The 14,348-nt window shown below is 36.1% G+C and carries 17 protein-coding genes and 1 tRNA gene; 11 read left to right on the forward strand and 7 right to left on the reverse strand.

The features are described 5' to 3' along the window. Window positions 1-59: 59 nt before the first annotated feature. On the reverse strand, window positions 60-917 hold the full coding sequence (locus D1013_RS14945) for an FKBP-type peptidyl-prolyl cis-trans isomerase (protein ID WP_121849592.1): 858 nt from the start codon (window positions 915-917) through the stop codon (window positions 60-62). A 74-nt stretch (window positions 918-991) separates the two neighbouring features. Between D1013_RS14945 and D1013_RS14950 the strand changes: the two genes are divergently transcribed. After that, entirely contained in the window at window positions 992-1,393 is a 402-nt protein-coding gene (locus D1013_RS14950; protein ID WP_121849593.1) for an RNA-binding S4 domain-containing protein, read from the forward strand. A gap of 56 nt (window positions 1,394-1,449) precedes the next feature. Next, complete coding sequence (locus D1013_RS14955; RefSeq protein WP_121849594.1) at window positions 1,450-1,947, forward strand: phosphoribosyltransferase family protein; 498 nt, start codon at window positions 1,450-1,452, stop codon at window positions 1,945-1,947. Here D1013_RS14955 and D1013_RS14960 read toward each other — a convergent pair. Next, window positions 1,939-2,454 carry a shikimate kinase gene (locus D1013_RS14960; RefSeq protein WP_121849595.1) on the reverse strand — a complete coding sequence of 172 codons (516 nt, stop codon included), beginning with the start codon at window positions 2,452-2,454 and terminating at the stop codon, window positions 1,939-1,941. The two genes, D1013_RS14955 and D1013_RS14960, sit on opposite strands and share 9 nt — an antisense overlap. Before the next feature lie 120 nt (window positions 2,455-2,574). Between D1013_RS14960 and D1013_RS14965 the strand changes: the two genes are divergently transcribed. Beyond that, window positions 2,575-2,647: transfer RNA gene (locus D1013_RS14965), tRNA-Lys, on the forward strand. A gap of 231 nt (window positions 2,648-2,878) precedes the next feature. Further along, window positions 2,879-4,132 carry a site-specific integrase gene (locus D1013_RS14970; RefSeq protein ID WP_121849596.1) on the forward strand — a complete coding sequence of 418 codons (1,254 nt, stop codon included), beginning with the start codon at window positions 2,879-2,881 and terminating at the stop codon, window positions 4,130-4,132. 410 nt (window positions 4,133-4,542) lie between these two features. On the opposite strand, the gene D1013_RS14975 is transcribed toward D1013_RS14970, so the two are convergent. From D1013_RS14975 to D1013_RS14985, 3 genes are all read right to left on the reverse strand, one after another. Next, the gene (locus D1013_RS14975) at window positions 4,543-5,019 is read right to left on the reverse strand and encodes a nucleotidyl transferase AbiEii/AbiGii toxin family protein (RefSeq protein ID WP_121849597.1); all 477 of its coding nucleotides are present in this window, start codon (window positions 5,017-5,019) and stop codon (window positions 4,543-4,545) included. After that, entirely contained in the window at window positions 5,016-5,198 is a 183-nt protein-coding gene (locus tag D1013_RS14980; RefSeq protein ID WP_121849598.1) for a hypothetical protein, read from the reverse strand. The genes D1013_RS14975 and D1013_RS14980 overlap by 4 nt, the downstream gene beginning before the upstream one ends. Window positions 5,199-5,287: 89 nt before the next feature. Then, the gene (locus D1013_RS14985) at window positions 5,288-5,695 is read right to left on the reverse strand and encodes a helix-turn-helix domain-containing protein (RefSeq protein ID WP_121849599.1); all 408 of its coding nucleotides are present in this window, start codon (window positions 5,693-5,695) and stop codon (window positions 5,288-5,290) included. Between the two features lie 144 nt (window positions 5,696-5,839). Here D1013_RS14985 and D1013_RS14990 point away from each other — a divergent pair, with 144 nt between their 5' ends. The 6 genes from D1013_RS14990 (at window position 5,840) to D1013_RS15020 (ending at window position 11,588) form a co-directional block, all read left to right on the forward strand. Further along, window positions 5,840-6,826, forward strand: a complete 987-nt coding sequence (locus D1013_RS14990) for a HEPN domain-containing protein (RefSeq protein ID WP_121849600.1) — start codon at window positions 5,840-5,842, stop codon at window positions 6,824-6,826. A gap of 1,786 nt (window positions 6,827-8,612) precedes the next feature. Continuing rightward, window positions 8,613-8,792 (forward strand): hypothetical protein, encoded by a 180-nt coding sequence (locus D1013_RS15000; RefSeq protein ID WP_121849602.1) that lies wholly within the window; start codon window positions 8,613-8,615, stop codon window positions 8,790-8,792. A 152-nt stretch (window positions 8,793-8,944) separates the two neighbouring features. After that, window positions 8,945-9,262 carry a hypothetical protein gene (locus D1013_RS15005; RefSeq protein ID WP_121849603.1) on the forward strand — a complete coding sequence of 106 codons (318 nt, stop codon included), beginning with the start codon at window positions 8,945-8,947 and terminating at the stop codon, window positions 9,260-9,262. Between the two features lie 53 nt (window positions 9,263-9,315). Then, the gene (locus D1013_RS15010; protein WP_192466566.1) at window positions 9,316-10,074 is read left to right on the forward strand and encodes an NYN domain-containing protein; all 759 of its coding nucleotides are present in this window, start codon (window positions 9,316-9,318) and stop codon (window positions 10,072-10,074) included. Between the two features lie 363 nt (window positions 10,075-10,437). Then, entirely contained in the window at window positions 10,438-10,632 is a 195-nt protein-coding gene (locus D1013_RS15015) for a small ribosomal subunit protein bS21 (protein ID WP_121849605.1), read from the forward strand. A 92-nt stretch (window positions 10,633-10,724) separates the two neighbouring features. Continuing rightward, window positions 10,725-11,588, forward strand: a complete 864-nt coding sequence (locus D1013_RS15020; RefSeq protein ID WP_121849606.1) for a sigma-70 family RNA polymerase sigma factor — start codon at window positions 10,725-10,727, stop codon at window positions 11,586-11,588. A 222-nt stretch (window positions 11,589-11,810) separates the two neighbouring features. Here the strand turns inward: D1013_RS15020 and D1013_RS15025 are convergent, their stop codons facing one another. Beyond that, window positions 11,811-12,008: a cold-shock protein gene (locus tag D1013_RS15025; protein WP_121849607.1), complete on the reverse strand. Its 198-nt coding sequence runs from the start codon at window positions 12,006-12,008 to the stop codon at window positions 11,811-11,813. A gap of 51 nt (window positions 12,009-12,059) precedes the next feature. Next, on the reverse strand, window positions 12,060-13,187 hold the full coding sequence (locus D1013_RS15030; RefSeq protein ID WP_121849608.1) for a fatty acid desaturase family protein: 1,128 nt from the start codon (window positions 13,185-13,187) through the stop codon (window positions 12,060-12,062). Window positions 13,188-13,925: 738 nt separating this feature from the next. Here D1013_RS15030 and D1013_RS15035 point away from each other — a divergent pair. Continuing rightward, complete coding sequence (locus tag D1013_RS15035) at window positions 13,926-14,342, forward strand: Fur family transcriptional regulator (RefSeq protein WP_121849609.1); 417 nt, start codon at window positions 13,926-13,928, stop codon at window positions 14,340-14,342. Window positions 14,343-14,348: the final 6 nt, after the last annotated feature.

Genomic DNA, 14,348 nt, shown 5'->3' on the forward strand with positions numbered 1-14,348 from the left:
TATTAAAAAGCCCCGACTGAGTTCAGTCGGGGCTTTTTATGTTTTTAATTCGTATTTAACTAATTGGTATCAGCATCTAAATAATCTGGTAGACCATCACCATCAGTATCATCATTGTAAAGATATCCATCTCCATTACTATCCTCGTCCATTGAGGGGGTGCCATCACCATCATGATCAGTTTCTTTTACAGCAATCATATCCATTGTGAAAATCATAGGACTATAAGAAGGTATTACCGAACGTGCAATATTATAATAACCGAGACCTGATGGAAAGATAAAGAATCCAACACCATAATTATCGACAGAATAAGTTCCATCTTCATTCAAGATTGGTTCACCGCCACCTTTCAATAAACTCGCTGCCTCTCCAAATCCTCTTGCTGCTGTACCTGTAAGTATAGAAGAAGATGGTACTTGAAGATTTGCCAAATCGAACCATAAGGGAGAATTGACTCGAGAATTATCGAAAATATCACCCGAAAGCAATTGACCTTGATAACTTACATAAGCAGAATCGGCAACAGTTAAAGCGTCACCAATACCTTGTCGGGCAATCACATAATAGAGATTATGAACTACGGTTTCTTCCTCTCCTTCTATAAGAAAAAAACTGGAAGGAACCTTAACTTCTAATGTTTCTACGAATTCTGACAAGGGTCGAATATTAGTGGTGTCGTCTTCCGGAATTTCCTTTAAAACAATTTTATAATCGAAGTCCTCAGATGGGCTTTCGAAATCTTCATAGTTATAATAATGTGTTTTAAGATACTCCTGAATTTCAGCCTCATCTTCGGCCAAAACTTCACTTAAGAATCTCGGTGGTTCAACGGACTGCGTATTATCATCATCATTGTTACATGAACATAAAATACCCACAAAGCCTAAAAGAACAATAATTCGGTTCACTATCATCTATCTGTCTTTAAGGGCGGCAAGATACAATTTTCCCCTATTTTTGCAGGAGCACTTAACAAAGATTTTTGGTTATGCGCATTGATAAATTTCTATGGAGCACCCGGTATTTCAAAACAAGGAATATTGCTTCGACCGCATGCAAGAAAGGGCAGATAAAGATTAATGGCCAGGCCGTGAAGCCTTCTCGTGAAGTCTATCCTATGGATAAGATTATTGTGAGAAAGAACCAGATTGATTATCAGCTGACCGTGTTGGATATTCCTGAAAGTCGGGTAGGTGCCAAATTGGTTGACATTTATCGTAAGGATACTACCCCGAAGGAAGCTTTTGCCCATAGCGAGCTGTTAAAACAAAGTAAAGACTATTATAGAAAAAAAGGCACCGGAAGACCTACCAAGAAAGATCGCAGAGATATTGATGACTACCTCGATGATACCGACGATACTATAAAAAACGGTTTTGACGAACTATAATTTACCTAACCCAGTTAAATGTATCTTCTATATATTTGAATGGAAATATAACTCTCATGGACAATAAGATTCTTTCACATCAGCAAATACAACATACCATACAGAGAATTGCTTATCAGATTTACGAAACCAACGTAGATGAGCAAGAAATTGTTATTGCAGGAATCGATGGTGGAGGTCTCAATTTTGCGAAGAAAATACAAACCGTACTAAAGAAAATAACCGACTTGGAAATTACGCTGTGCACGGTTTTTATGGACAAGGAAAACCCTTTAAAAAGCGGTGTTACAACTTCTTTACCGGAAGAAAAATATAAAGACAAAGCCGTCGTATTGGTAGACGATGTTCTCAATTCTGGCACCACCCTCATTTATGGGGTGCACCACTTTTTGAAAACCCCGCTAAAAAGACTTAAAACTGCCGTATTGGTAAATCGAAACCACAAAAAGTATCCTGTAAAGGCCGATTTCAAAGGCATATCCCTTTCAACATCGCTACATGAACACGTACACGTAAAGTTCCAGGCAAAAAACGATATGGTTTATCTAGACTAATCTACTTTCGATTTCTTCAGAAATTTGTTCAGGCGATTTACCATCACATTCAATCACCAAATTTGCTTGATTGTAAAAAATGTTTCTTTCGAACAGATGTTTCCCTATAAATTCAGGCAGTTCTTCATCAGGAATATTCTTAATTAAAGGTCTTAACTCTTTTTCTTTTGAAAGTCTTTGTACCAGACCGGGTATAGAAACTTTTAAATAAATCACACTTTCGGAAGCCTCAAGAGCTATTTTCATGTTGTTTCCGTAGCAAGGTGTGCCCCCTCCTAGCGATATAATGGCATTTTCTTCTTCGTTCAACTGCTCTAAAAGCACCTCGGATTCCTTTTTTCTGAAATAGATTTCTCCTTTTACGGCAAAAATTTCAGGTATTTTTAAATTTTCTTTCCTCTCAATTTCGTGATCCAAATCGACCAATTTCATGCCTGTATTTTTCGCAAGTTGCTTACCTACAGTCGATTTTCCACTACCCATATATCCTAGGAGGACTATTTTCATAATTTGGATTTATTTTAAAATTCAATAAAAAACAAAAATATCATTATTTCCCCTTGATTAATTAATAATAGGCCTTATATTTGCACCCGCTTTAAGGCACTAAGCCAGCAACAAAGCAATGACTTGGTAGCTCAGTTGGTAGAGCATCTCCCTTTTAAGGAGAGGGTCCTGGGTTCGAGCCCCAGCCAAGTCACTTTTTGGGAAACCAAACTAAATCAAAATCCTGCAAAACGTCTGATTTGCAGGATTTTGCATTTTTTAAGCCATCATTTATTTTGCTTTAAAATGGTTTAAAAAGTTCACAAATCGTCAACATTGGGTTTTTAAATCGTCAACATATTTTAACGACCCAACGCCCTGACGGTTAGCCTCTTACTGGTTGATTTGACTTTCGTAGAAAACAGTTTAACTAAAACCTAATTCTATGAGATCGACTAGCACATTTTCCATTCTTTTTTGGCAGTACGCGCAACGGGCGGATGCCAATAATGAGGCAGGCCTTTACGTTCGAATAAGCCTTAACGGTCAAAAGGCCAACATAAGCCTTAAAAAGAAGATTGATATCAACCGATGGGATTCCAAAAAACAGCGTGCAAAGGGTTCCAATACTTCCTCAAAATTGATCAACGAATATCTGGAAGAGGTCAAGACCGACCTATTCCAGCTTTATCGTGAGCTCAAGTCCAATGGAAGTTTCATTTCAGTGGAAAAGATCAAATCCTGTTACTTGGGAGAAAACAAAAAGGCTTATTATTTAAGTGACGTCTTTAATTTTCACAATACGACCAATCGCGAAAAGCTTGCTTCAAAAACCCTATGCCATTACAGGACAAATCAAAAATACATACTTGAATTTGTCCGCGAGCAGTTCGGCAAGAGCGACTATCCGTTATATGAATTGAACTACTCGTTTCTGCTTCAATTTGAAAGCTATTTGCGCACGTATCAGCCAAGAAAGCATTATCGAAAGCGCATTGCCAATAATGCCGTGATGAAGCACATCCAACGCTTTAGAAAACAAATCAAGCTGGCGATTGAATTGGAATGGATTCAAAATGACCCTTTCATAAGGTTCAAACCCAGTATGGAAAAAAGGCAGCGTGAGTTTTTAAATCAGGACGAACTTCAGAAAATCATTCAGTTAAAACCCCATTGCGAAAGGCTCGATATAGTGAAAGACTTATTTCTTTTTAGTTGCCACACTGGAATTTCCTATGGAGATATCGTCAATCTTAAGGCAAGGAATATTGAAATAGGAATCGATGGAAACAAATGGATTTCAGCAAAGAGAAATAAAAACGGAAATCTATACGAACTACCTTTATTGGACATATCGCTAGAACTTATCAATAAATATCTTGGTCATCCCAAAACCAAGTTATTAAATACCCTTTTCCCCAGGATATCTAATCAAAAGCTCAACAGTTATCTAAAAGAGGTAGCGGACCTTTGCGGAATTAAAAAGAACCTGACCTTCCACATGGCCCGCCATACTTTTGCAACGACCGTTACACTTTCCAATGGTGTTCCCATCGAAACAGTTTCGAAGATGTTGGGGCATACCAAATTGGCCACTACCCAAATCTATGCAAGGGTCCTCAAGAAGAAAATTAGTGAAGACATGCTCAAACTTCGAAACAAGCTCAGAAACGAAAAAGTAAAAGAAATTATAAAGTAAGCGAACGGAGCGCAGTGGAGAGCTGCAAGTCCCAAATCTTACCTTTAAACTTTTGCACAGGGTTCCTATTCGGATTTTGTAGTGTTCGGAAAGATAAACGTCAGTTAAAATCCGGATAGGGTGCAACCTACATTCCCATTAGAAATGGTAGATATACATAATTACCATAGCAACTATCAAATTTCTTCGGTAAGTCTGATTAATATTTTTTAAAAAATCTCTTGTTAGCTAAATTCTATGTAAGCACATAGTAGAGGAACAAAAGTATATTACCCATGGAGATGCCCTTAGATTTGCGGAATACTTAATCAATTCGCTAGGCAAGTTATAAGCGTGTATCGATTAAGAGTGCAGTAACGGTTTTTATTTAACTTTAATTCTTGGGCGGTAATTGGATAGGATTTTACCTATCAATCTATATTATTAATTCTTTTTAGCTCTTGAACATCGGCTAAATCTTTGGGCCTTCCCGATTTAAGCTTACTGGTAATCAAATCGTCAATGTTGAGCACTTTCCATTTTAGATTTGGGCGCTCCTCCAACCACGCTTCTTCGGCAGCTTCGTAGGCTTGGTCGAAACTTTTGTTAACCGAAAAATTTGTAATCAGTTCAAGGTTAAGATCGACAGGAGAGAATTTAATAGAAATATTTTGTTGACCTTTCTTCACTTCTAAGGGTAAATCTTCAATCTCATAGCCCATATCATTGAATACCTTTACCAGCCTTTTGAAATTGTCCTCATTTGGGTCTATCCAAAAATCAACATCCGCAGAGTGTCTTTGGTGGCCGTGAAAATTGACTGCCCCACCCCCTACCATGAGCATCCTAACCCCGTGCTTGTTGGTCATTTCCAAGAAAAGGTCAATATCATCTTTCCATTGTCTCATTTTCCAGTGGTTATCTGGATAATGAAATTATCATGGCTCTCTTTGGCCTTCGTGGGAAACCTATGTATGTTCTGCATCAAATCCAAAAAACTGTAGACACGCTCTGTAGGGGACAGTGCCAAGAAATCCCTTTCCTGTTCCATATTGGCCTCATCTTTGGTACGAAATTGAACTTGCATTTGCCTATATATTACCGCTCTATGATATAAAGATATTTCAAATTAACAAGGGCCTGTAAAGTATTGGAATTATTGCAACCTAAAACAATCTATTTGATTAGCTTTTCCAAATAGGCAACTTTGTCTTTTTCAGCTTGAAGAAGACGTTCATAAAGCTTCTTGTTTTCTTCATAAGCTTCTACCAATTTATCCAAAGGATTGAAAGTACAGTGGAAATTGTTTAATGGGCCATTGTTTACACTGTTGTCATGAAAATTGTTAATGTTATGGAAAATGGATTCCTCCGAAAAGTTTTCAATACCTTCTTTGGTGACTCCCAAAGCCTTGGCTATCTCTCCCAACTTCGAATCCTCCACCTTTTCGCTGTTCTCGATGTTGGATACCGCCTGTTGGCTGATGCCCAACTGTTCGGCCAAGGTTTCCTGTTTCATTCCCCTTAGCTCTCTAATCCTGCTGATCTTCCTTCCGATATGGTTGTTCCTGGTCTTTGTCTCCATATACCAAATATAGGGTGTTTCCCACAATAATCCGATTGTAAAATACAAATCGCTTCCGATAAAATACAACCGCACTTGGTGGGCTACACGGAAACATGGACTTAATATGGGATTTAAATCTATAACCCCTTAATTGACAATGCCATGCAATACTATAAGAACATACCGGAAATCTATACAGAAAAGGAGGAACTCTCCAGGCTCATAGATAGCATACTGAACGTGATCACCATCGATGCCGTCTTTCTCTCCAAGGAACAAAGGGAAGGTAATTTAACGTACCACATCCTCACCTTCATTGCAGATGTCGATAACGACCCCATTCCCCATGAAGTCCTTTCTTGGTTGGCCAAACAGGGCAAGAGCCATCCAAACCTTCGGATACGCATCTATACAGAGGAACAGTCGGAGATGGCCCTTTCCCGTGGCTCCCTCTATTTTTTGGAGCATTGCTGCCTTGGCCATACCGTCTTTGTGCGTTCCGAGGGCGGCAACCTATTGGACTATCCAGAGATGAACCTAGGGAATATCCTTAAAAGGGCGATCCGCTACCGGGCTTCCGAAATGGAGAAGGTGGGAACCTTTGCCCATACGGCGGATATCCTTATCAGGGAAGGAAACCATGCCATCGCCACCTTCAACATGCACCAGGCCTTTGAACTGGGGTTCCGTTTCTTGGAGCGTATGTGCATGGGGAAGGCTAGGGTGACCCATAGCATCATCAGCCACATCAACTACTGCCAAAGGTACTTCCCTACACTACGGCCCTTCCCCAAGACCATGGATATGGAGAACAACGAACTTTTGTTGATATTGGAGCATTCCTATAGCGTGGCCCGATACGGGAACGAATTCGAGATTGACAGGGCCCAAATAATTTCCATCCAAAGGGAACTGAGAATTTTCATCCGGAGTATGGAAGCCATATTCAACAGGCACTATGAAAATTGCAGAATACGTATCGAAGGTGATGAAACCGGATTGCCTCAAAAAAAGCAAAATGATAAATGTTCACAGGGAAATTTAATCGAGGCATCGATTAGGCAACGGTTAAGGGAAATAGAAATTGAACATCTGAGGTTCATAGAAAAGGTGCAAGAACTAAAGGACCTGCAAACAAATGGTCAGTAGAATTGATTTGAGCACCAATAAAAAGAAATTGATAAGGAACTATCGATGGGTGTTCAAAAATGAACTACTCTACTATCTAAAACCTTAAAAGACCATTTTTCCATTAAAAGTTCCTCACAAAACAAGGCCTGATAGCCTTTTTCCATTAAAAAACTTTGTGCCGATATTCTCCAACAAGCCTCCAAACCCCTTGTTGCAAGGGGTTTACAATGAGATGGACTATCACTAGCACGCGCCAGCGTGCTATCCTCTTGCTTTTCCTTCTTCTTTTACAAAGTAAAATTCAAATGAAAAGCCATTTACGATAGTTAGAAATTAAAATTCAAAATTGACGGATGGTTCAACACTTTTTATAAAATCGGAACAATTTTTTTTATAAACACATACCACTTTGCTTTATCATCACTTATACTAAAAATCATTCCGAAAACGTATATATCCTAATGTTACCAGTCGGCTATATATATAAATTTTCAAAACTAAAATGGTATCAATTCACGTGTTGCACGTAAAATAATTTTACCAATGAAAATAAAAACCTTCAAAGATTAAGTAGAAGACTTAAAAATTTAAAAATATTAGACAATTGGAACTATAATCTAGTTAGTCATTTAATACTTCTCATGTACTTATTCTCTATTTTATAATGTATATTGAATAGCCTATTTGGTTATTTTTTAAAATTTTTCATTTCATGGATACACCTCTTTTCTAATTTAATACGATGTCCCCCAATAGAGATAACAACAACCCTAGACTTTGGTTGTTTAGCACAAGGTTTGGAAGGTGGATATTAGCTATATTTTTTATACTTTATTTTATGCTAACACTTCTAGATTATTTTGGGATTTTGAAATCCATATTCCAGTGGTTAATTGATGTCTTTTAATATTAATATAGCCAGAGCCCATTGGCATTCATAAATGTTGTCAATTACATTCTATAAATATTTTATTTGAAAGCAATTTAAATGGAGGATTACCTACAGGACCTGTAACCCTCTCCCGAAATGAGCTATTCTAGTAAAAGAATTTACTAAAAGGGATAATAAAAAAGACCCTTTAAAACGACACAAATATCAGATTGGTTAAACAATAATTGGAACTATTAGATTCTTCAACCATAGTAATCTAAGCCTTCGTGAGCATAACAATTCTTGTAGCTTTACCGTAGCTAACTTTCAGGTTTAAGCAAAAAAAAATGAGATTTTATGGGGATTACATGCTTGAAGAATTAGAATAAGAAAATTTTACATGTGTAAAAACCTGAAGGTCAGTTTCAATCATAATTAAAATTACCAAGTTATAATTAGATTAAACTAACTTAAATCAAATTTAATATCGTACCTTACTAGAATAGTTAGCTTTCCATTAATTTATTCAATTTATTTTAAGTGCTCGGGAAAAAATGATATCCTTTGGATTGACAATAGATATAAGTTCAAAATCGTTTTCCAAGAAATTTTACAACCCATTAAATAGATAAAATGCTGAAAAACAGAAAATTGCATGATGTCATGGAAACGATACTAATTAATGCACGTATTCCATTAACGGCGCTTGAAATAGCAACTCGCATTAATTCAAATAAACTTTATTTGCGCAAAGATGGTACTCAAGTATCGAGTAATCAAGTAAACTCTAGAGCGATTAGTTATTCCCGACTTTTTACCATAAATGAAGACTGGATCTCTCTTGTTCATTGGAACTCAAAAAAGAACTAAATCATTTAAAACTTTTTGTATTTCATTCTCATTTTTTAATTACACACCCCAATTTAATTTCTTATGGATATTATAAATCGCGATGAAATTATAAAACAATTTGATTTGGAAAGTTTGCTTTTGGATAAAGTACATCGGCTAGCCAATGGAATGATTAAACTACACGGTTATTCTAAGGAAATTGCAATGATAAATGCGCTAATTATGGCCAAGGCGATGGTTAAAATCGAGCAAGTGCAGTAATTCTTCTATACTTTTTCGTGAAGTAAATAAATTCTCAATTGAGATCTAGAATATCCTAACTTCACAGAATCCTTTAGCATTTTCTTTTCTGCTTTCCGAATGCTTAAGCCCAAATCGAAAACAGGTAATCTAGTTGATTAAATACTTTGTTTATGGTCTACGTGGTTAGGGCAATCTATAAAGAAAATTCTATAACAACTCTTGTTAGAAACTCTAGAGATATAGATGCCGATATAATTTTCAGATTGTTAGGAGCTGAAAGATTTTTTGAGAGTGAGAAAGATAATGTAAATGAAATGCTTGTTGAGCGAAGTGTTCTCGAGGAAGCTCTTTCGTTAATGGAGAATTACCGGCACTATAAGGAAACGGATTTTTTGGAAACTTGCATCGAATATTTTATTCGGTTACCCATATCGGCGAAAATTAGTCTCGTCTTCGTTAAAAGAGGGTCCTTTAATGGTAGTCTCTAATCCCTCCTAATAATATTTACAAAACATAAATTATAAAAATTCCAATTAGTAAAATGAAAGAAAGGAAATTAGCCGTATTGATAGACGCGGACAACGTGCCTTATGGAAATATAAGGGAAATGCTCGATGAGATTGCAAAATACGGGAACCCCATAATCAAAAGAATTTATGCAGACTGGACCAATAAAGGTGTTTCGGGATGGAAAAAAGTACTTTTGGAAAACGCTATCACTCCAATTCAGCAATACAGTTATACCAAGGGTAAAAATTCTACAGATAGTGCATTAATCATCGATGCAATGGATTTATTATATTCCGAAAAGGTTGATGGTTTTTGTATTGTTTCTAGTGATAGCGACTTTACCAGGCTTGCAACACGACTTAGAGAAGCGGCCATGTATGTCATTGGTATTGGTGAAAAAAAGACACCGAAGCCATTTATAACAGCTTGTGATAAATTTGTTTATATAGAAATTCTTAAGCGGGATAATATTCTACCTGACACATTAATGAAGGAAGAAATAAAAACCAAAAATAAACCAAAAGATGAAGCAGTTGGACGAATCGACCAAGATCTGACTAATTTGCTCAAGGAGAGTATCGAAGAAGTTTCAGATGACAGCGGTTGGGTGTTTTTAGGGGTTTTGGGCAATCATATCATAAAAAAAAGAAAGGATTTCGATCCAAGAAATTATGGTTTTTCCAAACTATACCCCCTCATCAAGCAAACAGATATTTTTGATATCGAAATTAGAAAAACCGGTGATAACCAAAACGGCCATATTTATATAAAAAATCGAATAAGCGGTTAAATTACTCCTAAAACATAAATTTAGCTTCTCCCTCTTTTTTATTTCAATAAAAAAATTTCAGACTTAACCACAAAATACTTAAATAAGTCACTAAAACCTGAATAGTCTCATTTTAAATTCATTCCTTTACCAAACACGGTTCGGATGTTTGAATACAATCCTTAAATAAAAAAAGAAAGCTCTCTAATTTTTCCAATTCACTTTCCCGGAGTCGCTTTTTAGTTATTTTTTGCTTGAATCTTAAGCCAAATCCATACTTAAACGAAGTGCAATAATCCACAGATTATTTCATCTCGTCATTTAAAATTTCAATGCAAGATATGTTTTGCAATGGACTTATTTATACAAGACTAATTTCAGATTATGCTAATTATTAGAATTATTCCCGGAGAAAACATAGATAGGGCGTTAAAACGCTATCGTTATAAGGTAAAGAGTACCAAGCAAAATAGAAACTTGAAGCAAAACCAAGAGTTTACCAAAAAATCGCAAAAGAAAAGATTGGAATTGGCGAAGGCCATTTATCAAAACGAATATCATAAAAATAAAGAAGAATAAGAATAGCAAGTAATTACTATAGGTTCCATCTTTCGATACTTATATTGGTGTGGGGTGCGATAATAGTATTTTCTAAATAAAATATTTATTGTATGAAACCTCTGGTCATATCAAATCGAATAACCAATAGAGATACTAACTCGCTCAACAAATATCTAAACGATATCAGTCGAATTCCCATGATTTCAGATCAGGAAGAAATTGAATTGGTCATACGTGCAAGAAACGGTGAAGAAAAAGCCCTAGATAATCTGGTTTGTGCCAATTTAAGATTTGTGGTTTCGGTTGCCAAAAAATATCAATCACGTGGTCTCCCATTGCATGACCTAATCAATGAAGGCAACCTAGGTTTGGTCAAGGCCGTTTTGAAATATGATGAGACCCGTGGTTTTAAGTTTATATCGTACGCAGTATGGTGGATTCGCCAATCAATAATGCAAGCACTAACCGAAAAATCCAGATTGGTAAGATTACCCCTGAACAAAATAAATGCAATAAATAGGATTAAGGTAGCTTCGAGCATCTTTGAACAGAATAATCAGAGAGAACCAACAGTAGAAGAAATAGAGGAAATACTTGATTATCCCTTAAATGATATTCAAATATGCTCCAGAAACACTTCTTGGCATCTTTCGATGGATGAGCCTTTGATAAATGGCATGGAAGAGCGGAATTTATATAACATCATTTCATCCGATGAATTTGAAAGTCCGGAGAAACAGATGGTCAACCTTTCATTAAGAGCTGAATTAGAAAGAATGCTTACAAAACTATCTACGCGTGAGACTTTTATCATTACAATGTTTTATGGGATCGGGATTTCAGATTCATTAGGATTGGAGCAGATAGCAGACAGGTTAAAACTCACACCAGAAAGGGTGAGACAGATTAAAATTCGAGCTTTATCAAGGCTTCGGGCTTCTTCAAGAATTGACCTTTTGAGAGATTATATTTAACTAGCGAAAATGCAATGGCCAAAAATGAATTCGAATGCATTTAATTTATTTTCTTTCTCCATGCTTTCATCATAAACGCCAATCGAATAACTATATATTCGAACTCTAAAGATAATGGATGCAGGATTTTACTACCGGTTCACTCAACTACATATAGCAAGTCACCTTAAAGAAAAACCATCCTATAAAGATGGTTTTTAAATATTTTATTGCTTGTCTAATCTATTCATCCAATAATTCGACGTTTACGGCATTCATACCCTTCTGGCCCATTTCTAGTGTATATTTGACCTTATCGTTTTCCTGAATGTTATCTATCAAACCTGATTGGTGAACAAATACATCACCATTGGAATCATTCGGTTGAATAAATCCGTACCCCTTTGCTTCATTAAAAAATTTTACTGTTCCTTCTTTCATTACTTTAATTTTAAAATTAATTACTATTTAACGTTTATGATCAGATCTTTATCAAATGGGAACGGGTTGTACCTTACCCAATTCATGCAAAAGCCCCATATGGTCGACGAGAGCAGAATAAAATGTTTTTTTTGTATTGTAAGGAATCCCATACTCTTTGGCAGTGCACTCAACAATACCTGAAATCTTTCTGTAGTGAATATGACAGATATTTGGTAGTAAGTGATGCTCAATTTGATAGTTCAATCCTCCAATAAGCCACGAAAAAACTCGGCTCTTGGGGGAAAAGTTAGTGGTTGTGGCCAACTGGTGACATGCCCAGTCACTCAAAATTTTACCATTTTCATTTGGTAATGGAAATTCTACTCTCGGCATAATATGAGCCACTTGAAATACCATACTTATCAATAGTCCCGTAACAAAGTGCATACTCAAAAAGGCTAAAACAAGAATCCACGGGGATAATGGTACTACAATTAATGGTATAAATAAGGCGTAAGAATAATATATCAATTTCCAACCTATAATTTTTAAAAGTGCATTTTTATAACTATTTGATTTGCTAAAAAATCCCATTTTCCGATACCGATCGAGCCTAATAAAATCTTTGGTAGTTATCCAGGAGATGGTTGAAAGGCCATAAAAAAACCATACATACAAATATTGGAACTTGTGCAGACCGATTTTTTTGGTATGTGGGGAAAATCTAAGGAAAAAAGGAGTGTTGATATCATCATCCGCCCCTTCTATATTAGTGTAAGTATGGTGAAGTACATTGTGTTGGATTTTCCAAATAGCGGCATTCCCACCTATAAGATTCATTGTATAACCAAGATAGGTATTTACTTTTTTGTTTTTCGAATAAGAACCGTGAATGGCATCGTGCATAATACCCATTCCTATTCCTGCCATTCCGATTCCACTTGATATATAAAGAGAATATAGTAGTAATGCAGAAGTAATGATTCCTGTGTTAATCAAAATTAATGGAACGAAAAATATTGTAAGCATCAGTATAGTCTTTACAACCATACTCATATTCGCATGTTTACTTAAGTTATTGGTTTTAAAGTATGAACTAACTCTTCTTCTCAAAGTTCTAGAAAAGTCAGAATTCAAATTTTTTGAAAAACTTGGCTTGTCGTTGCTACTAATTTTATTGGGATATGGTTCACTCATGCGGTACAATGGGCTTATAATTAAGCGTAATCAGCTCGGCATGTTGAGGTACTATCCATGTGTTGGAACATTTATTGGAATGTTCAAATCCATAGAGGCGTCACCATACTTAAAACGTTTGACTTAAAATATTTAACTATGACGTTGATTAAAAGAAGAGAGCTGAAAATAAATAAAAAATCCTTGAAGACTAAATTGACTTGGGCTATCTGAATTTTAACCTTATAAAGGTACTACATATAAACATAATACCCTAATTATACGTTGATTACTTAAAATAAGTATTTTGAAAGTTTAAACAAATCGAGAGGGCGCTGATTAAATTTTACTTGAGAATCCTAATACGTGTTTTAATGAAAGTCACAACTTGTATGTTTGATTTCGTAAAAGTTCATCACTAAGTGGGGATGAGGAGTAGTCAATCTTTAATTATGGCCTATATTAACTTTAATCGGGCAATTAATCAGTTTCGCCACTTTAATTATATTTGAATACCGAAGGAAAGATTAACTGAAAGAAGTTCACAAATCGTCAACAAGAGATGCGAATTTTTGCAGGATGCTGATATATAGGGAGCTGAAAGCTGAGGGTTCGAGCCCCAGCCAAGTCACCAGAAAAAACCTTTCCGAAATCGGAAAGGTTTTTTGTTTTATAATACTTCCTTTACTTCTGGTCATTTCATCACCTTTCAAGTAGTATCTTTATCATACCAAATGAGAATGTGACTTTTTAGGTATTATGGCCCAAATAGAAGATTTTCTTGAAAGTAAAGGAGTACGGCCCACTGCCATGCGATTGTTGGTATTTAAATATCTCGCCGATAGACAGGCCGCCGCAACATTATCTGATGTTGAAGCTTCTTTTTCCAAGGCTGAAAGAACCACACTGTACCGAACCCTGAAGACCTTCGAAGAAAATTCAATCGTACACCAGATTGATGATGGCACCGGTATTAGTAAATACGCCCTTTGTGAAGAGGGTTGTAATTGCGACCTTGAAAGGCACCTACATCTGCATTTTCATTGTAATAAATGTGATGAGACGGTTTGTTTGACCGATTATAAAATACCGCCGCTTAACTTACCCAAAGGTTTCATTGCCAATGATGCCAATATGGTTCTTAAAGGCATTTGCGATAAGTGCAGCCAGAATTAATGCACT

Source organism: Euzebyella marina (genome assembly GCF_003687485.1).
Taxonomy (GTDB): domain Bacteria; phylum Bacteroidota; class Bacteroidia; order Flavobacteriales; family Flavobacteriaceae; genus Euzebyella; species Euzebyella marina.